Origin of the sequence: Niallia sp. RD1, assembly GCF_024219955.1 — a bacterium.
In the GTDB taxonomy this organism is placed as follows: Bacteria; Bacillota; Bacilli; order Bacillales; family Cytobacillaceae; genus Niallia; species Niallia alba.
Genome location: NZ_CP100420.1, coordinates 1463589 through 1484016, shown reverse-complemented (window position 1 = coordinate 1484016; position 20428 = coordinate 1463589). Strand labels below are relative to the sequence as shown.

7 protein-coding genes, 9 tRNA genes and 6 rRNA genes are annotated in these 20428 nt (G+C 43.8%); 1 reads left to right on the top strand and 21 read right to left on the bottom strand.

Features of this window, described 5'->3' with window-relative positions; genetic code table 11:
• Positions 1-314: 314 nt before the first annotated feature.
• The 5 genes from radA to NKG37_RS06915 form a co-directional block, all read right to left on the bottom strand.
• Positions 315-1694 carry a DNA repair protein RadA gene (gene radA / locus NKG37_RS06935; RefSeq protein WP_016204531.1) on the bottom strand — a complete coding sequence of 460 codons (1380 nt, stop codon included), beginning with the start codon at positions 1692-1694 and terminating at the stop codon, positions 315-317.
• Positions 1695-1865: 171 nt separating this feature from the next.
• Positions 1866-4316, bottom strand: a complete 2451-nt coding sequence (gene clpC, locus NKG37_RS06930) for an ATP-dependent protease ATP-binding subunit ClpC (protein WP_016204530.1) — start codon at positions 4314-4316, stop codon at positions 1866-1868.
• A 22-nt stretch (positions 4317-4338) separates the two neighbouring features.
• Entirely contained in the window at positions 4339-5397 is a 1059-nt protein-coding gene (locus tag NKG37_RS06925) for a protein-arginine kinase McsB (protein WP_169187593.1), read from the bottom strand.
• A 1-nt stretch (position 5398) separates the two neighbouring features.
• Positions 5399-5947: a protein-arginine kinase activator protein McsA gene (locus NKG37_RS06920; protein WP_040344102.1), complete on the bottom strand. Its 549-nt coding sequence runs from the start codon at positions 5945-5947 to the stop codon at positions 5399-5401.
• A gap of 30 nt (positions 5948-5977) precedes the next feature.
• Positions 5978-6439 carry a CtsR family transcriptional regulator gene (locus tag NKG37_RS06915; RefSeq protein ID WP_016204528.1) on the bottom strand — a complete coding sequence of 154 codons (462 nt, stop codon included), beginning with the start codon at positions 6437-6439 and terminating at the stop codon, positions 5978-5980.
• 310 nt (positions 6440-6749) lie between these two features.
• Between NKG37_RS06915 and NKG37_RS26030 the strand changes: the two genes are divergently transcribed.
• Entirely contained in the window at positions 6750-6881 is a 132-nt protein-coding gene (locus NKG37_RS26030) for a hypothetical protein (RefSeq protein WP_302183211.1), read from the top strand.
• A gap of 29 nt (positions 6882-6910) precedes the next feature.
• On the opposite strand, the gene rrf (NKG37_RS06910) is transcribed toward NKG37_RS26030, so the two are convergent.
• The 16 genes from rrf (NKG37_RS06910) to lysS form a co-directional block, all read right to left on the bottom strand.
• Positions 6911-7027, bottom strand: a 5S ribosomal RNA gene (gene rrf / locus NKG37_RS06910).
• Positions 7028-7249: 222 nt separating this feature from the next.
• Positions 7250-10187, bottom strand: a 23S ribosomal RNA gene (locus tag NKG37_RS06905).
• Positions 10188-10520: 333 nt separating this feature from the next.
• Positions 10521-12070 (bottom strand): 16S ribosomal RNA (locus tag NKG37_RS06900).
• 184 nt (positions 12071-12254) lie between these two features.
• Positions 12255-12330, bottom strand: a tRNA-Ala gene (locus tag NKG37_RS06895).
• Between the two features lie 13 nt (positions 12331-12343).
• Positions 12344-12420, bottom strand: a tRNA-Pro gene (locus NKG37_RS06890).
• Between the two features lie 8 nt (positions 12421-12428).
• Positions 12429-12505, bottom strand: a tRNA-Arg gene (locus NKG37_RS06885).
• Positions 12506-12522: 17 nt separating this feature from the next.
• A tRNA-Leu gene (locus tag NKG37_RS06880) sits at positions 12523-12611 on the bottom strand.
• Positions 12612-12622: 11 nt separating this feature from the next.
• Positions 12623-12697 (bottom strand) — tRNA-Gly (locus tag NKG37_RS06875).
• A 17-nt stretch (positions 12698-12714) separates the two neighbouring features.
• Positions 12715-12799: transfer RNA gene (locus NKG37_RS06870), tRNA-Leu, on the bottom strand.
• A gap of 14 nt (positions 12800-12813) precedes the next feature.
• Positions 12814-12886: transfer RNA gene (locus NKG37_RS06865), tRNA-Lys, on the bottom strand.
• A gap of 5 nt (positions 12887-12891) precedes the next feature.
• Positions 12892-12967: transfer RNA gene (locus NKG37_RS06860), tRNA-Thr, on the bottom strand.
• 24 nt (positions 12968-12991) lie between these two features.
• Positions 12992-13067 (bottom strand) — tRNA-Val (locus NKG37_RS06855).
• A 14-nt stretch (positions 13068-13081) separates the two neighbouring features.
• A 5S ribosomal RNA gene (gene rrf / locus NKG37_RS06850) occupies positions 13082-13198 on the bottom strand.
• Between the two features lie 222 nt (positions 13199-13420).
• Positions 13421-16358, bottom strand: a 23S ribosomal RNA gene (locus NKG37_RS06845).
• 333 nt (positions 16359-16691) lie between these two features.
• Positions 16692-18241: ribosomal RNA gene (locus NKG37_RS06840) — 16S ribosomal RNA — on the bottom strand.
• Together the 16S, 23S and 5S rRNA genes with 9 tRNA genes alongside form the textbook arrangement of a ribosomal RNA operon.
• 517 nt (positions 18242-18758) lie before the next feature.
• Positions 18759-20249, bottom strand: a complete 1491-nt coding sequence (gene lysS, locus NKG37_RS06835; protein ID WP_169187592.1) for a lysine--tRNA ligase — start codon at positions 20247-20249, stop codon at positions 18759-18761.
• Between the last annotated feature and the right edge of the window lie 179 nt (positions 20250-20428).

Genomic DNA, 20428 nt, shown 5'->3' with positions numbered 1-20428 from the left:
TTAATTTGTAATGAAAAAGTTATTTTTATAGATATGATGACTATGTCAAATACTAGTGTTAATAGATAGAATCTCTCACATTGCGCGGGAAATAAAATGCCTGCATACCCCTATCAAAAGTAATAATTTTATAATGGCAAGATACTTAAAAATACAAAAACCCTGGCAAAAATGGAAATATAACACAGACAAAGAGATAAATACCTATTTTATTTGATAAAACTAGATTAGCATTAAAAACAAATGCCTGTCAAATAAATAAATATTCCATTTTAACACAACTGAAAATTCACATCAATGTATTTTTTTTGAAATTAATGGCCTAAAGCAGCTGTTAAAGCTTCTGCTACTGTATGTACTCCGACAACTTCTAAACCTTTTGGAGCCTTTAAACCGCTTAAATTATTTGATGGGATAATAACACGCTCGAAACCTAATTTTGCAGCCTCTTGTACCCTTTGTTCTATTCGAGAAACTCTTCTAACTTCTCCAGTTAATCCTACTTCCCCTATAATACAATCAGTTGCTCTTGTCGGTTTATCTCGGAAGCTTGAGGCAATGCTAACTGCGATTGCTAAATCAATAGCGGGCTCATCTAACTTTACACCGCCAGCTACTTTTAAATATGCATCTTGATTCTGCAATAACATTCCTACTCTTTTTTCCAATACAGCCATTAACAACGGGACTCTATTATGATCTATCCCAGTTGCCATCCTTCGTGGATTTCCGAAGCTAGTCGGTGAAATCAATGCTTGTATTTCAACAAGAACAGGTCTCGTTCCTTCCATTGAGGCTACCACCGTAGAACCAGCAGCACCTTGTGAACGTTCCTCAAGAAAAATCTCAGATGGATTCTCTACTTCTTCAAGACCAACTTCTTTCATTTCAAAAATTCCCATCTCATTAGTTGAGCCAAAGCGATTCTTTACAGCACGTAAAATACGATATGTATGATGTCTTTCTCCTTCAAAATACAATACAGTATCAACCATATGTTCAAGCAATCTCGGTCCTGCAATCGAACCTTCCTTTGTTACATGTCCTACAATAAAGATTGCTATTCCTTTTGTTTTTCCGATTCTCATTAATTCTGCTGTACATTCTCTAACTTGAGAGACACTTCCTGGTGCAGATGTAACCTCTGGATGGTAGATTGTTTGAATCGAGTCAATCACAACAAACTCTACATTCGTATTTTCAATAGTTCTGCTTATATCCTCTAGATTTGTTTCTGAATAAACGAGCAAATGGTCGGAAACTACGCCTAAACGATCTGCTCTTAATTTTGTTTGTTTTTGAGACTCCTCTCCAGACACATATAGCACAGAGTGTTTTTTTTGTGCCAATTGGGAAGATACTTGTAAAAGAAGCGTTGACTTCCCTATTCCTGGATCTCCACCTATTAATACTAGCGAACCACGAACCACTCCTCCCCCAAGAACACGGTTTAATTCCATTAAGTCCGTATATATTCTTGGCTCATTGACTGTTTCAATGCTAGTTATAGGAATAGGTTTTGCTGCAATAGTACTGGTAGCTGAGTGCGCAAATGCTCCTTTTCTTTGAACAGTGCTTTTTTCTACTTCTTCCACCATCGTATTCCAGTTTCCACAACCAGGACATTTCCCCATCCATTTTGCAGATTCATATCCGCATTCCTGGCAAAGAAACTTGGTTTTTCTTTTAGCCATATTCAGCCTCCTTTCCCTTCATTCTCTAACTTTCCCCATCGTAGCATATGTATCCTAATCTGATCGTCATGATTAAGTAGAGGATTAGTTTTTTTCCTATTTTACATTAAATAAAGAAATGACACACGTAAAGCTGTAATACGTGTGTCACTTATTTAAATGTTGTTAGCGTTATTTTTGTAGATTTACTGCCGGCTCTTCACCATTTACCTTAACAGTAAACTCACCATTTTCTACATCCAATTCAATTTGTTGACCAGTTAATACCGTTCCTTTTAGAAGTTCTTCTGATAATCGATCCTCTACATGCTTTTGGATCGCACGACGTAGTGGTCTTGCCCCATACTCCGGATCATATCCTTCTTCTGCAATTTTTTCTTTCGCTGCTTCTGTAATAGTCAACTGAATATCCTGTTCAGTTAGGCGCTTAACTAACTGATCTGCCATTAACGTAACAATTTCTTTTAAATGCTTCTTCTCTAAGGCATGGAAGACAATTGTTTCATCTATACGGTTTAAGAATTCTGGACGGAATGCTCTTTTTAGCTCTTCCATTACTTTGCCCTTCATATCTTTATAGTCTTGATCTCCATCTTGAACGTTAAAACCAACATATTTATTTTGCTTTAACGCTGAAGCACCTACATTGGAAGTCATAATTAAAACTGTATTTCGGAAATCAACTGTACGTCCTTTAGAATCTGTTAAGCGACCATCTTCAAGCACTTGAAGTAAGATATTAAACACATCTGGATGAGCTTTTTCAATTTCATCTAAAAGCACTACAGAATATGGCTTTCTTCTTACTTTCTCTGTCAATTGTCCGCCTTCTTCATATCCAACATATCCTGGAGGGGATCCTACTAATCTTGAAGTAGAATGCTTCTCCATGTATTCAGACATATCGATACGAATCATAGCATCTTCATCCCCAAACATAGACTCAGCAAGGGCACGAGCAAGTTCAGTTTTCCCTACTCCAGTAGGACCAAGGAAAATAAAGGAGCCAATTGGTCTTTTTGGATCTTTTAACCCAGCTCTTGCACGTCTTACTGCCTTGGAAATAGCGATAACAGCTTCTTCCTGGCCAATAACTCGGTTATGAAGAATATTTTCCATATTTAACAACTTATCTGTTTCTGTTTGCGCAAGCTTAGATACAGGAATCCCAGTCCAACTTGAAACAACACTTGCAATATCTTCCACTGTCACTTCTGTATTCTCTTGGCCTTGTTTTTCTTTCCAATTTTTCTTTGTTTCTTCTAATTGTTCTCTTAATCTTTGTTCTGTATCTCGTAAAGAAGCAGCCTTTTCAAATTCTTGACTTTGAACAGATGCGTCCTTCTCTTTGCGTACTTCCTCTAACTTCACTTCTAACTCTTTTAAATTTGGTGGAGTAGTATATGATCTTAATCGAACCTTCGAACCAGCCTCATCAATTAAATCAATTGCTTTATCCGGTAAGAAACGATCAGAAATATAACGATCAGACAATTTAACAGCTGCATCAATTGCTTCATCTGTAATAGAAACGCGATGATGAGCCTCATATCGATCTCTTAATCCTTTTAAAATTTGGATTGATTCTTCACTAGTTGGTTCATCTACTGTAATAGGTTGAAATCTTCTTTCTAAAGCAGCATCTTTTTCAATGTATTTACGATATTCATCTAATGTAGTGGCACCAATACATTGAAGCTCTCCTCGAGCTAAAGACGGCTTCAGTATATTGGAAGCATCAATAGCTCCTTCTGCACCACCTGCACCAATTAAAGTATGCAACTCATCGATGAACAGAATAATATTCCCCGCTTGGCGAATTTCATCCATTACTTTCTTCAGACGATCTTCGAATTCACCACGATACTTCGTTCCAGCAACCACTGTACCCATATCCAATGTCATTACCCGTTTATCTCTTAAGATTTCAGGAACTTCATTTTGAACAATTTGTTGTGCTAGGCCTTCAGCAATAGCTGTTTTACCTACACCAGGTTCCCCTATTAACACTGGGTTATTTTTAGTACGTCTACTTAATACTTCAATAACACGCTGGATTTCCTTGCTTCTTCCGATAACTGGATCTAGACTACCCTCTCTTGCGATAGCTGTTAAATCACGAGCTAAGCTATCAAGTGTTGGTGTATTCGCACTAGCAGCTGAGCCACCTGGGTGATTTCCAGATTCACTACTTCCAAGTAACTGAAGTACTTGTTGTCGTGCTTTATTTAGACTTACACCTAGATTATTTAATACTCTGGCTGCTACCCCTTCTCCTTCTCTAATTAAGCCTAAAAGAATATGTTCTGTACCAACATAAGAATGACCTAATTTTCTTGCTTCGTCCATTGACAGTTCGATCACTTTTTTAGCTCTTGGCGTATAATGAATAGTTTGGGCAGCATCTTGACCACGACCAATCAAATTTTCTACTTCCTCTTGAATTTTTTCAGCTCCTAATCCAAGCGCTGATAGAGCTTTCGCTGCTATTCCTTCTCCTTCACGAACTAACCCAAGTAAAATATGCTCTGTACCAATATTATTGTGTCCTAAACGAATTGCTTCTTCCTGGGAAAGTGCTAATACCTTCTGCGCTCTTTCTGTAAATCGACCAAACATCATACTTTCATCCTCCTTAGAATCTCTATTCTGTTTCCAATTTTAATCTTTCTCTTATTAAGGATGCACGACGTATATCGCGATCATTGGGATTCATTTGTTCCCCAGCATATAGTTGTAAAAACCCTGGCTGAGTAAGAATCATTAATTCATTAAGGATACTTTTGGATATATTTTTTATATATCCCATATCAATACCTAATCGAACATCAGACAGACATTTTGCCGCTTCCTTTGTTTCCATAATACGACTATTACTTAATATTCCGTAGGAACGGAAGACTCTATCTTCTAATTGTATGTTAGAGGTTTTGGCTAATGCATTTCTCGATTCTTTTTCTTGATCAATTAATTGAGTAACAACACTTTTTAATTCCTCAATTATGTCTTTTTCGGATCTACCCAAAGTTATTTGGTTAGAAATCTGAAAAATATTTCCGAGAGCCTCGCTACCTTCCCCATAAATGCCTCTAACTACTAAGCCAAGCTGTTGAATAGCTGGGATAATCCGATTCATCTGTTGCGTTAATACCATTCCTGGTAAATGCATCATAACAGAAGCTCTAAGACCTGTTCCGATATTAGTCGGACAACTTGTCAAATATCCCGTTTCTACATGGTAAGCATAATTAATCTTTTTTTCTAATAAATCATCAATCCTATTAGCCTCTTTAAAGGCCTCTACTATTTGAAGACCAGGCTTGATACATTGAATGCGAATATGGTCCTCTTCATTAACCATGATGCTTACTTCTTCATCTTCTGATAATATTGCTGCTCCATAAGGAGATTGTTCAGCAAGTTGAGGACTGATTAGATGTTTCTCTACAAGAACTCTTTTTTCCAATTCATTTAAGTCACTCATTTCAAGCAGTTCCATCTGATCATTTGATTCCTTAACTATTGCATGTTCTACTTGCTGGATCACATTCTCAGCTTCTTCTTTCGAAAATAAAAGAGGAAATTTCACATCCTGTATATTCCTTGCTAATCGAATTCGAGAGGTAAGAACGATTTCAGAGTCTGGTCCATCAGAACACATCCATGAAGTTCGTGCTTTACTTATAAATTTTTCTAAAGACACGTTACTCCCCTCCCTCGATAAAAGAAGTTAACTGTTTTTCTTTACTTTTTATTTCATCTCGAATGACTGCTGCTTTTTCAAATTCTTCGTTATTAATTAGTTCCTTCAACTCCAATCGCAACTGCTCAATTTCCTTTTTGATAAGAAAATGACCACCAATGCGCTCCGGGATTTTTCCTTTGTGTTCAATATTCCCCCCGTGGAGTCGTTTAATAAACGGTAACAGTTGTTCCTTAAATGTATCGTAACAATGAGGACATCCTAATTTACCTATTTTCCTGAATTGAGAAAATGTCATTTGACAATCTTTACACTGTAAAGGTTTTTGTCTCTTATAAGTATCTTCTGTGATGTGTTGAAAACTTGGCTCTATATTTAATAACCCAGCTAATAAATTATTCAAAGACAAACCAGATGAACCATTAATCATAAATATATCGCCATTTTCCTTTGCACAATGCTCACAGAGATGAAACTCTGTTACTTTCCCATTAATATTTTTTGAAAAATGTAAAGTAGCTGGTCTTTGATTACATTCCGTACACATCATAGTTCTCACCTCAATTTAATCAAAGGGATATTATTTATATTTTAATGACGTTAACATCGCCTTTAATAATCTTGCTCTTAATTCATCTCTATATGGTAATTCTAAATATAATACAGAGCGATCGATTACACTTAACATAATTTTTGCTTCTCTCTTATTAATAACATCTTCTTCTACTAATCGAAGAATTAAATTTTCTGCACTATTTTGAGGTATCCGACTTTGAATAAGGGATAGTAATTGGTCAATTAAATGGGCATGATCATACGTTTGAACTTTCATAATTCGAATAAAACCGCCACCACCACGTTTACTTTCGACTACATACCCTTTTTCTATAGTAAAACGGGTATTTATTACATAGTTAATTTGTGATGGTACACATTCGAATTTATCGGCGATTTCACTTCGCTTGATTTCCACTAATGATTTTTCGCTCATTTCTAATACTTCTTTTAAGTAATTCTCAATTATATCCGAAATATTTCTCACCAAGCCTCCCCCTTCTGACTTTGACTATATTTGACTATAATTATACACGATAAAAATAATATTTAGCAAGGAAGACGTTTTATTAATTTTCCCATTTTTTAGCTATTCCAAACCTGTTATAGTCATTCTTTCATGAAAGAAGAGGTGGTTGTATAAAGATTATATTAACTATAGTCTGATTTATCACAATTTTCAAGTTTGATTGTTTAGCAATTCTGCATTTAGGTATAGTTTAATTAAAAAGCTGTTTTCGTAAAGTTTGTTGCTATTACCCACAGCCGGAACATTTCCAACTAATTTTTTTCTCTGATTGAAAAAACAACAATCTTTTAGAAAACAGCCAATTAAAAAACGCCGGCTTATATCAGATGGGGAAGTATTGAATGAAGTTATTATCCATGGAGAAAAAATAACAGTAAAAAAACATAAAAAAAAGCCCTAAAAGCAATAAGCCTTTAGAACCTTTTGGCAGCCTGGCGACGTCCTACTCTCACAGGGGGAGAACCCCCAACTACCATCGGCGCTGAGAAGCTTAACTTCCGTGTTCGGTATGGGAACGGGTGTGACCTTCTCGCTATCGCCACCAGACTATTTTATTTTGAGGTTATTCCCTCAAAACTAGATTATGAAGTAAAAAGAAAGAAATGAGTAATCATTTTGTCCAGCTCCAACGCCTATCGCCTATCAAACTTCCGATCATCTCCCTACGATAAGTCAACATCGATTCACTTACGTTCATCGTGTTTCCTTTATCTCAGTCGATGCTCCTCCAGTTTCTACGTCGATAAACAGGCGTTTCCGCTTTTCATTTTAGTTAAGTCCTCGATCTATTAGTATCAGTCAACTCCACATGTCGCCACGCTTCCATCTCTGACCTATCAACCTGATCATCTTTCAGGGATCTTACTAGCTTACGCTATGGGAAATCTCATCTTGAGGGGGGCTTCATGCTTAGATGCTTTCAGCACTTATCCCTTCCGCACATAGCTACCCAGCGATGCCTTTGGCAAGACAACTGGTACACCAGCGGTGCGTCCATCCCGGTCCTCTCGTACTAAGGACAGCTCCTCTCAAATTTCCTACGCCCACGACGGATAGGGACCGAACTGTCTCACGACGTTCTGAACCCAGCTCGCGTACCGCTTTAATGGGCGAACAGCCCAACCCTTGGGACCGACTACAGCCCCAGGATGCGATGAGCCGACATCGAGGTGCCAAACCTCCCCGTCGATGTGGACTCTTGGGGGAGATAAGCCTGTTATCCCCGGGGTAGCTTTTATCCGTTGAGCGATGGCCCTTCCATGCGGAACCACCGGATCACTAAGCCCGACTTTCGTCCCTGCTCGACTTGTAGGTCTCGCAGTCAAGCTCCCTTGTGCCTTTACACTCTACGAATGATTTCCAACCATTCTGAGGGAACCTTTGGGCGCCTCCGTTACTTTTTAGGAGGCGACCGCCCCAGTCAAACTGCCCACCTGACACTGTCTCCCACCCCGATCAGGGGTGCGGGTTAGAATGTCAATACAGCCAGGGTAGTATCCCACCAATGCCTCCACCGAAGCTGGCGCTCCGGCTTCCAAGGCTCCTACCTATCCTGTACAAGCTGTACCAAAATTCAATATCAGGCTGCAGTAAAGCTCCACGGGGTCTTTCCGTCCTGTCGCGGGTAACCTGCATCTTCACAGGTACTATAATTTCACCGAGTCTCTCGTTGAGACAGTGCCCAGATCGTTACACCTTTCGTGCGGGTCGGAACTTACCCGACAAGGAATTTCGCTACCTTAGGACCGTTATAGTTACGGCCGCCGTTTACTGGGGCTTCAATTCAGAGCTTCGCACTACACGTGCTAACCCCTCCTTTTAACCTTCCAGCACCGGGCAGGTGTCAGCCCCTATACTTCGCCTTGCGGCTTCGCAGAGACCTGTGTTTTTGCTAAACAGTCGCCTGGGCCTATTCACTGCGGCTCTCTCGGGCTTTAACACCCAAAAGAGCACCCCTTCTCCCGAAGTTACGGGGTCATTTTGCCGAGTTCCTTAACGAGAGTTCTCTCGCTCACCTTAGGATTCTCTCCTCGCCTACCTGTGTCGGTTTGCGGTACGGGCACCATAAATCTCGCTAGAGGCTTTTCTTGGCAGTGTGGAATCAGGAACTTCGGTACTATATTTCCCTCGCCGTCACAGCTCCGCCATATGGTAATGGGATTTGCCTCATTACCGGCCTAACTGCTTGGACGTGCTAATCCAACAGCACGCTTACCCTATCCTCCTGCGTCCCCCCATTGCTCAAACGATTTAAAGGTGGTACAGGAATATCAACCTGTTGTCCATCGCCTACGCTTTTCAGCCTCGGCTTAGGTCCCGACTAACCCTGAGCGGACGAGCCTTCCTCAGGAAACCTTAGGCATTCGGTGGATGAGATTCTCACTCATCTTTCGCTACTCATACCGGCATTCTCACTTCTAAGCGCTCCACCAGTCCTTACGGTCTAGCTTCAACGCCCTTAGAACGCTCTCCTACCACTGACATCATAGATGTCAATCCACAGCTTCGGTGATACGTTTAGCCCCGGTACATTTTCGGCGCAGAGTCACTCGACCAGTGAGCTATTACGCACTCTTTAAATGGTGGCTGCTTCTAAGCCAACATCCTGGTTGTCTAAGCAACTCCACATCCTTTTCCACTTAACGTATACTTTGGGACCTTAGCTGGTGGTCTGGGCTGTTTCCCTCTTGACCACGGATCTTATCACTCGTAGTCTGACTCCCAAGAATAAGTATTTGGCATTCGGAGTTTGTCTGAATTCGGTAACCCGATGGGGGCCCCTAGTCCAAACAGTGCTCTACCTCCAATACTCTCAATCTTGAGGCTAGCCCTAAAGCTATTTCGGAGAGAACCAGCTATCTCCAAGTTCGATTGGAATTTCTCCGCTACCCACACCTCATCCCCGCACTTTTCAACGTGCGTGGGTTCGGGCCTCCATCCAGTGTTACCTGGACTTCACCCTGGACATGGGTAGATCACCTGGTTTCGGGTCTACAACCACATACTATTTCGCCCTATTCAGACTCGCTTTCGCTGCGGCTCCGTCTCTTCAACTTAACCTCGCATGTAATCGTAACTCGCCGGTTCATTCTACAAAAGGCACGCTATCACCCATAAAAGGGCTCTAACTACTTGTAGGCACACGGTTTCAGGATCTATTTCACTCCCCTTCCGGGGTGCTTTTCACCTTTCCCTCACGGTACTGGTTCACTATCGGTCACTAGGGAGTATTTAGCCTTGGGAGATGGTCCTCCCTGCTTCCGACGGGATTTCTCGTGTCCCGCCGTACTCAGGATACACTCAAGAGGGAACGAAGTTTCGACTACAGGGTTTTTACCTTCTACGACTGACCTTTCCAGATCGATTCGTCTACCCCGTTCCTTTGTAACTCCATATAGAGTGTCCTACAACCCCAAGAGGCAAGCCTCTTGGTTTGGGCTAATCCCGTTTCGCTCGCCGCTACTCAGGGAATCGCGTTTGCTTTCTCTTCCTCCGGGTACTTAGATGTTTCAGTTCCCCGGGTCTGCCTTCAGTACCCTATGTATTCAGGTAAAGATTCTATCCCATTACGGATAGAGGGTTCCCCCATTCGGAAATCTCTGGATCAAAGCTTACTTACAGCTCCCCAAAGCATATCGGTGTTAATCCCGTCCTTCATCGGCTCCTAGTGCCAAGGCATCCACCGTGCGCCCTTTCTAACTTAACTAATTGGCTTAAAAGCCTTAGTTTTTAATTCTTCTATTTACATAGAGAATCTAAGATGGCGATTACTCGGTTTCTTTCTTGTTTTTACTATTCATAATCTAGTTTTCAAGGAACAATTTCGGCTAAAGATAAACTACGCATCCCTTCGTCAGCTTCTTCGTTCTGCTCCTCACGTACTGTTGTACGCTCCGGTGCTCACTCAGGCGCTTCCTTGATCTACTCGTTTCTCTTTACCCTCAAACTTCTTACTGTTTTGAGGAATTAATTGCTCCCTCAAAACTGAACAACAAATCGTCAACAATCTATGATGGAATGTAAATTCCATTTTCCTTAGAAAGGAGGTGATCCAGCCGCACCTTCCGATACGGCTACCTTGTTACGACTTCACCCCAATCATCTATCCCACCTTAGGCGGCTGGCTCCAAAAAGGTTACCCCACCGACTTCGGGTGTTACAAACTCTCGTGGTGTGACGGGCGGTGTGTACAAGGCCCGGGAACGTATTCACCGCGGCATGCTGATCCGCGATTACTAGCGATTCCAGCTTCATGTAGGCGAGTTGCAGCCTACAATCCGAACTGAGAATGGTTTTATGGGATTTGCTCGACCTCGCGGTTTTGCTGCCCTTTGTACCATCCATTGTAGCACGTGTGTAGCCCAGGTCATAAGGGGCATGATGATTTGACGTCATCCCCACCTTCCTCCGGTTTGTCACCGGCAGTCACCTTAGAGTGCCCAACTTAATGCTGGCAACTAAGATCAAGGGTTGCGCTCGTTGCGGGACTTAACCCAACATCTCACGACACGAGCTGACGACAACCATGCACCACCTGTCACTCTGTCCCCCGAAGGGGAACGTCCTATCTCTAGGAGTGTCAGAGGATGTCAAGACCTGGTAAGGTTCTTCGCGTTGCTTCGAATTAAACCACATGCTCCACCGCTTGTGCGGGCCCCCGTCAATTCCTTTGAGTTTCAGCCTTGCGGCCGTACTCCCCAGGCGGAGTGCTTAATGCGTTTGCTGCAGCACTAAAGGGCGGAAACCCTCTAACACTTAGCACTCATCGTTTACGGCGTGGACTACCAGGGTATCTAATCCTGTTTGCTCCCCACGCTTTCGCGCCTCAGCGTCAGTTACAGACCAAAGAGTCGCCTTCGCCACTGGTGTTCCTCCACATCTCTACGCATTTCACCGCTACACGTGGAATTCCACTCTTCTCTTCTGCACTCAAGTCCCCCAGTTTCCAATGACCCTCCACGGTTGAGCCGTGGGCTTTCACATCAGACTTAAAGGACCGCCTGCGCGCGCTTTACGCCCAATAATTCCGGACAACGCTTGCCACCTACGTATTACCGCGGCTGCTGGCACGTAGTTAGCCGTGGCTTTCTGGTTAGGTACCGTCAAGGTACAAGCAGTTACTCTTGTACTTGTTCTTCCCTAACAACAGAGCTTTACGATCCGAAAACCTTCATCACTCACGCGGCGTTGCTCCGTCAGACTTTCGTCCATTGCGGAAGATTCCCTACTGCTGCCTCCCGTAGGAGTCTGGGCCGTGTCTCAGTCCCAGTGTGGCCGATCACCCTCTCAGGTCGGCTACGCATCGTTGCCTTGGTGAGCCGTTACCTCACCAACTAGCTAATGCGCCGCGGGCCCATCTGTAAGTGACAGCGAGATGCCGTCTTTCAGCTTTTCCTCATGAGAGGAAAAGGATTATCCGGTATTAGCTCCGGTTTCCCGAAGTTATCCCAGTCTTACAGGCAGGTTGCCCACGTGTTACTCACCCGTCCGCCGCTAACTTTAAAAGCAAGCTTTCAAAGTCCGCTCGACTTGCATGTATTAGGCACGCCGCCAGCGTTCGTCCTGAGCCAGGATCAAACTCTCCAATAAAGAGTTGATTAGCTCATTGCTAAACTCTAGCTTTTGTATTACTTGTTTTCACTCTATAACATTCGTTATAAAACGATTATTGTTGACGTTTGTTTGTTCAGTTTTCAAAGAGCAATTTGTTTGTTGCTATTAGAAGCAACCTTTATATAATAACAGTTATTAAACATACTGTCAATATATTTTTTGGTGGAGCCTAGCGGGATCGAACCGCTGACCTCCTGCGTGCAAGGCAGGCGCTCTCCCAGCTGAGCTAAGGCCCCGTATAATTGATAATGGTCGGGAAGACAGGATTCGAACCTGCGACCCCTTGGTCCCAAACCAAGTGCTCTACCAAGCTGAGCTACTTCCCGAAATATAATGGCGCGCCCGAAAGGAGTCGAACCCATAACCTTCTGATCCGTAGTCAGACGCTCTATCCAATTGAGCTACGGGCGCTTTATATTTAAAAACAATGGTGCCGAGGACCGGAATCGAACCGGTACGGTAGTCACCTACCGCAGGATTTTAAGTCCTGTGCGTCTGCCAGTTCCGCCACCCCGGCATTGTTTTTCATGGAGCGGAAGACGGGATTCGAACCCGCGACCCCCACCTTGGCAAGGTGGTGTTCTACCACTGAACTACTTCCGCATATATTTAATTATAATTGGTGCGGGTGAAGGGAGTCGAACCCCCACGCCTTGCGGCGCTAGATCCTAAGTCTAGTGCGTCTGCCAATTCCGCCACACCCGCAGACAAAAATAAGATGAGCCATGGAGGATTCGAACCTCCGACCCTCTGATTAAAAGTCAGATGCTCTACCGACTGAGCTAATGGCTCACAAATGGTGCCGGCTAGAGGACTTGAACCCCCAACCTACTGATTACAAGTCAGTTGCTCTACCAATTGAGCTAAACCGGCATATAAAAGTTTGTCCAATAAAAATGGTGGAGGATGACGGGATCGAACCGCCGACCCTCTGCTTGTAAGGCAGATGCTCTCCCAGCTGAGCTAATCCTCCATTATAATATAATCGCCTGGCGACGTCCTACTCTCACAGGGGGAGAACCCCCAACTACCATCGGCGCTGAGAAGCTTAACTTCCGTGTTCGGTATGGGAACGGGTGTGACCTTCTCGCTATCGCCACCAGACTATTTTATTTTGAGGTTATTCCCTCAAAACTAGATTATGAAGTAAAAAGAAAGAAATGAGTAATCATTTTGTCCAGCTCCAACGCCTATCGCCTATCAAACTTCCGATCATCTCCCTACGATAAGTCAACATCGATTCACTTACGTTCATCGTGTTTCCTTTATCTCAGTCGATGCTCCTCCAGTTTCTACGTCGATAAACAGGCGTTTCCGCTTTTCATTTTAGTTAAGTCCTCGATCTATTAGTATCAGTCAACTCCACATGTCGCCACGCTTCCATCTCTGACCTATCAACCTGATCATCTTTCAGGGATCTTACTAGCTTACGCTATGGGAAATCTCATCTTGAGGGGGGCTTCATGCTTAGATGCTTTCAGCACTTATCCCTTCCGCACATAGCTACCCAGCGATGCCTTTGGCAAGACAACTGGTACACCAGCGGTGCGTCCATCCCGGTCCTCTCGTACTAAGGACAGCTCCTCTCAAATTTCCTACGCCCACGACGGATAGGGACCGAACTGTCTCACGACGTTCTGAACCCAGCTCGCGTACCGCTTTAATGGGCGAACAGCCCAACCCTTGGGACCGACTACAGCCCCAGGATGCGATGAGCCGACATCGAGGTGCCAAACCTCCCCGTCGATGTGGACTCTTGGGGGAGATAAGCCTGTTATCCCCGGGGTAGCTTTTATCCGTTGAGCGATGGCCCTTCCATGCGGAACCACCGGATCACTAAGCCCGACTTTCGTCCCTGCTCGACTTGTAGGTCTCGCAGTCAAGCTCCCTTGTGCCTTTACACTCTACGAATGATTTCCAACCATTCTGAGGGAACCTTTGGGCGCCTCCGTTACTTTTTAGGAGGCGACCGCCCCAGTCAAACTGCCCACCTGACACTGTCTCCCACCCCGATCAGGGGTGCGGGTTAGAATGTCAATACAGCCAGGGTAGTATCCCACCAATGCCTCCACCGAAGCTGGCGCTCCGGCTTCCAAGGCTCCTACCTATCCTGTACAAGCTGTACCAAAATTCAATATCAGGCTGCAGTAAAGCTCCACGGGGTCTTTCCGTCCTGTCGCGGGTAACCTGCATCTTCACAGGTACTATAATTTCACCGAGTCTCTCGTTGAGACAGTGCCCAGATCGTTACACCTTTCGTGCGGGTCGGAACTTACCCGACAAGGAATTTCGCTACCTTAGGACCGTTATAGTTACGGCCGCCGTTTACTGGGGCTTCAATTCAGAGCTTCGCACTACACGTGCTAACCCCTCCTTTTAACCTTCCAGCACCGGGCAGGTGTCAGCCCCTATACTTCGCCTTGCGGCTTCGCAGAGACCTGTGTTTTTGCTAAACAGTCGCCTGGGCCTATTCACTGCGGCTCTCTCGGGCTTTAACACCCAAAAGAGCACCCCTTCTCCCGAAGTTACGGGGTCATTTTGCCGAGTTCCTTAACGAGAGTTCTCTCGCTCACCTTAGGATTCTCTCCTCGCCTACCTGTGTCGGTTTGCGGTACGGGCACCATAAATCTCGCTAGAGGCTTTTCTTGGCAGTGTGGAATCAGGAACTTCGGTACTATATTTCCCTCGCCGTCACAGCTCCGCCATATGGTAATGGGATTTGCCTCATTACCGGCCTAACTGCTTGGACGTGCTAATCCAACAGCACGCTTACCCTATCCTCCTGCGTCCCCCCATTGCTCAAACGATTTAAAGGTGGTACAGGAATATCAACCTGTTGTCCATCGCCTACGCTTTTCAGCCTCGGCTTAGGTCCCGACTAACCCTGAGCGGACGAGCCTTCCTCAGGAAACCTTAGGCATTCGGTGGATGAGATTCTCACTCATCTTTCGCTACTCATACCGGCATTCTCACTTCTAAGCGCTCCACCAGTCCTTACGGTCTAGCTTCAACGCCCTTAGAACGCTCTCCTACCACTGACATCATAGATGTCAATCCACAGCTTCGGTGATACGTTTAGCCCCGGTACATTTTCGGCGCAGAGTCACTCGACCAGTGAGCTATTACGCACTCTTTAAATGGTGGCTGCTTCTAAGCCAACATCCTGGTTGTCTAAGCAACTCCACATCCTTTTCCACTTAACGTATACTTTGGGACCTTAGCTGGTGGTCTGGGCTGTTTCCCTCTTGACCACGGATCTTATCACTCGTAGTCTGACTCCCAAGAATAAGTATTTGGCATTCGGAGTTTGTCTGAATTCGGTAACCCGATGGGGGCCCCTAGTCCAAACAGTGCTCTACCTCCAATACTCTCAATCTTGAGGCTAGCCCTAAAGCTATTTCGGAGAGAACCAGCTATCTCCAAGTTCGATTGGAATTTCTCCGCTACCCACACCTCATCCCCGCACTTTTCAACGTGCGTGGGTTCGGGCCTCCATCCAGTGTTACCTGGACTTCACCCTGGACATGGGTAGATCACCTGGTTTCGGGTCTACAACCACATACTATTTCGCCCTATTCAGACTCGCTTTCGCTGCGGCTCCGTCTCTTCAACTTAACCTCGCATGTAATCGTAACTCGCCGGTTCATTCTACAAAAGGCACGCTATCACCCATAAAAGGGCTCTAACTACTTGTAGGCACACGGTTTCAGGATCTATTTCACTCCCCTTCCGGGGTGCTTTTCACCTTTCCCTCACGGTACTGGTTCACTATCGGTCACTAGGGAGTATTTAGCCTTGGGAGATGGTCCTCCCTGCTTCCGACGGGATTTCTCGTGTCCCGCCGTACTCAGGATACACTCAAGAGGGAACGAAGTTTCGACTACAGGGTTTTTACCTTCTACGACTGACCTTTCCAGATCGATTCGTCTACCCCGTTCCTTTGTAACTCCATATAGAGTGTCCTACAACCCCAAGAGGCAAGCCTCTTGGTTTGGGCTAATCCCGTTTCGCTCGCCGCTACTCAGGGAATCGCGTTTGCTTTCTCTTCCTCCGGGTACTTAGATGTTTCAGTTCCCCGGGTCTGCCTTCAGTACCCTATGTATTCAGGTAAAGATTCTATCCCATTACGGATAGAGGGTTCCCCCATTCGGAAATCTCTGGATCAAAGCTTACTTACAGCTCCCCAAAGCATATCGGTGTTAATCCCGTCCTTCATCGGCTCCTAGTGCCAAGGCATCCACCGTGCGCCCTTTCTAACTTAACTAATTGGCTTAAAAGCCTTAGTTTTTAATTCTTCTATTTACATAGAGAATCTAAGATGGCGATTACTCGGTTTCTTTCTTGTTTTTACTATTCATAATCTAGTTTTCAAGGAACAATTTCGGCTAAAGATAAACTACGCATCCCTTCGTCAGCTTCTTCGTTCTGCTCCTCACGTACTGTTGTACGCTCCGGTGCTCACTCAGGCGCTTCCTTGATCTACTCGTTTCTCTTTACCCTCAAACTTCTTACTGTTTTGAGGAATTAATTGCTCCCTCAAAACTGAACAACAAATCGTCAACAATCTATGATGGAATGTAAATTCCATTTTCCTTAGAAAGGAGGTGATCCAGCCGCACCTTCCGATACGGCTACCTTGTTACGACTTCACCCCAATCATCTATCCCACCTTAGGCGGCTGGCTCCAAAAAGGTTACCCCACCGACTTCGGGTGTTACAAACTCTCGTGGTGTGACGGGCGGTGTGTACAAGGCCCGGGAACGTATTCACCGCGGCATGCTGATCCGCGATTACTAGCGATTCCAGCTTCATGTAGGCGAGTTGCAGCCTACAATCCGAACTGAGAATGGTTTTATGGGATTTGCTCGACCTCGCGGTTTTGCTGCCCTTTGTACCATCCATTGTAGCACGTGTGTAGCCCAGGTCATAAGGGGCATGATGATTTGACGTCATCCCCACCTTCCTCCGGTTTGTCACCGGCAGTCACCTTAGAGTGCCCAACTTAATGCTGGCAACTAAGATCAAGGGTTGCGCTCGTTGCGGGACTTAACCCAACATCTCACGACACGAGCTGACGACAACCATGCACCACCTGTCACTCTGTCCCCCGAAGGGGAACGTCCTATCTCTAGGAGTGTCAGAGGATGTCAAGACCTGGTAAGGTTCTTCGCGTTGCTTCGAATTAAACCACATGCTCCACCGCTTGTGCGGGCCCCCGTCAATTCCTTTGAGTTTCAGCCTTGCGGCCGTACTCCCCAGGCGGAGTGCTTAATGCGTTTGCTGCAGCACTAAAGGGCGGAAACCCTCTAACACTTAGCACTCATCGTTTACGGCGTGGACTACCAGGGTATCTAATCCTGTTTGCTCCCCACGCTTTCGCGCCTCAGCGTCAGTTACAGACCAAAGAGTCGCCTTCGCCACTGGTGTTCCTCCACATCTCTACGCATTTCACCGCTACACGTGGAATTCCACTCTTCTCTTCTGCACTCAAGTCCCCCAGTTTCCAATGACCCTCCACGGTTGAGCCGTGGGCTTTCACATCAGACTTAAAGGACCGCCTGCGCGCGCTTTACGCCCAATAATTCCGGACAACGCTTGCCACCTACGTATTACCGCGGCTGCTGGCACGTAGTTAGCCGTGGCTTTCTGGTTAGGTACCGTCAAGGTACAAGCAGTTACTCTTGTACTTGTTCTTCCCTAACAACAGAGCTTTACGATCCGAAAACCTTCATCACTCACGCGGCGTTGCTCCGTCAGACTTTCGTCCATTGCGGAAGATTCCCTACTGCTGCCTCCCGTAGGAGTCTGGGCCGTGTCTCAGTCCCAGTGTGGCCGATCACCCTCTCAGGTCGGCTACGCATCGTTGCCTTGGTGAGCCGTTACCTCACCAACTAGCTAATGCGCCGCGGGCCCATCTGTAAGTGACAGCGAGATGCCGTCTTTCAGCTTTTCCTCATGAGAGGAAAAGGATTATCCGGTATTAGCTCCGGTTTCCCGAAGTTATCCCAGTCTTACAGGCAGGTTGCCCACGTGTTACTCACCCGTCCGCCGCTAACTTTAAAAGCAAGCTTTCAAAGTCCGCTCGACTTGCATGTATTAGGCACGCCGCCAGCGTTCGTCCTGAGCCAGGATCAAACTCTCCAATAAAGAGTTGATTAGCTCATTGCTAAACTCTAGCTTTTGTATTACTTGTTTTCACTCTATAACATTCGTTATAAAACGATTATTGTTGACGTTTGTTTGTTCAGTTTTCAAAGAGCAATTTCAGTGTCGTCATCGGGCGACTTTTTAATATTACCAGAAGTCATCGTTCGAGTCAACACTTTTTTAAAATTCTTTTTTGTTTCATCATTGCTTGTTTCAGCAACGAATATTAATATACCACCGTTTCATTCTCTGTGCAACTACTTTTTAAAAGAAAAAATATTCTTATTATTCGATCCTTCTTTTCCTATGATCCATTTAAGTATTCTTGAATTTTCTTATCTTATTATATACTTCCCCAATGCTTCTATTTAATTAGTTCGTAACTATTCTCTTTAAAGATATCAGATAGCATATAAATAATTATCCAGCTATAAACCTCTTATTCAAAATCAACAGCTAGTCAATACAATATTTATAAAATAAGACAGGATACTTTTAAAGGTATCCTGTCTTATTTTTAGCGATGTCTCATCAACGGGAATAATAATACATCTCTAATAGAAGGAGAGTTTGTTAACAGCATAACTAGGCGATCAATACCAATACCTAATCCACCTGTTGGAGGCATTCCATATTCCAACGCCTCTACAAAATCTTCATCCATTAAGTGCGCTTCATCATTTCCTTGTTCACGCTCTTTTAATTGTGCTTCAAATCTTTCACGTTGATCAATTGGATCATTTAATTCAGTAAAGGCATTCGCGTGCTCTCTACCTACGATAAATAATTCAAATCGATCTGTAAAACGAGGATCCTCCTCATTTTTCTTTGCTAATGGTGAAATTTCTAATGGGTGACCATAGATAAATGTAGGCTGAATTAATTTTTCCTCAACTCTTTGCTCAAAGAACTCATTAACTATATGACCATATGTCATATTATCATTAATTTCTATATTATTTTCTTTTGCTAATTTTCTTGCCTCTTCTACGCTCATCTCTGGCCAGAAATCTACTCCTGTATATTGCTTAATAGCATCTACCATATGAAGTCTTGTCCATTCTGGTTTTAAATCAACTTGGTAGTCTCCATAAGTTACAGTAGTGGAACCGTGAATTTCTTGTGCAATATGTGCAACTAAATTTTCTGTAAGGCTCATAATATCACGGTAATCCGCATAAGCCTCATAAAGCTCAATCATCGTAAATTCTGGATTATGTCTTGTTGATACGCCTTCATTACGGAATACACGACCGATTTCATATACTTTCTCTAATCCACCAACAATCAATCTTTTTAAGTGAAGCTCAATAGCAATACGCATATATAAAGGCATATCTAATGCATTATGATGTGTAATAAATGGACGTGCCGAAGCTCCTCCTGCGATAGAGTGCATCATCGGTGTTTCTACTTCTAAATAGCCGTGGTTATCTAAATAACGGCGCATAGATTGAATAATTTTACTGCGAAGAATAAAAGTGTTCTTGCTTTCTTCACTTGAAATTAAATCTAAGTAACGTTGGCGATAACGTTGCTCAATATCTTTCAAACCATGGAATTTATCCGGTAATGGACGAAGAGCTTTTGTCAGTAAAGTAAAATCTTTTACTTTAACAGAAAGTTCTCCTACATTCGTTTTAAATAAAACACCCTCAACTCCGACAATATCTCCTAAATCTACAGAGTTGAAAATAGCATACTGCTCTTCCCCTACATTATCTTTACGAACATACAATTGGATCTGTCCTTCAAGATCTTGGATATGAGCAAATCCAGCTTTCCCTTTCCCTCTTTTCGTCATTACTCTACCAGCAATTGTAACAGCAATATTTTTTTCCTCTAGCTCTTCTTTCTCTAGAGATTCATATTGTTTTTTTAGAGCTTCTGATAAATGAGTTCTATCAAAACGTTTACCAAACGGATCTATTCCTTGTTCACGTAACTCATTCATTTTGTTACGTCTAACTAGTAATTGGTCATTTAAGTTTAATTCTTCATGACTCATGCTTAATCATCTCCACCATCTTTTTATGTATGATCACCTAAAAAAGGAATCGTTCAATTTTATACATACTTTATTATTCTACACAATGTCACGATTACAGACACTAAAAAAGAAAAAAAACTGTCAGATTTTTTGTCCAACAGCTTTATTTTTACACATATTACAGGAAAATTAAACAG

Bases quoted from the DNA above. Each gene is read 5' to 3' on its own strand.
- radA (WP_016204531.1), bottom strand. From the start codon at position 1,694: ATGGCTAAAAGAAAAACCAAGTTTCTTTGCCAGGAATGCGGATATGAA.
- clpC (WP_016204530.1), bottom strand. From the start codon at position 4,316: ATGATGTTTGGTCGATTTACAGAAAGAGCGCAGAAGGTATTAGCACTT.
- NKG37_RS06920 (WP_040344102.1), bottom strand. From the start codon at position 5,947: ATGATGTGTACGGAATGTAATCAAAGACCAGCTACTTTACATTTTTCA.
- lysS (WP_169187592.1), bottom strand. From the start codon at position 20,249: ATGAGTCATGAAGAATTAAACTTAAATGACCAATTACTAGTTAGACGT.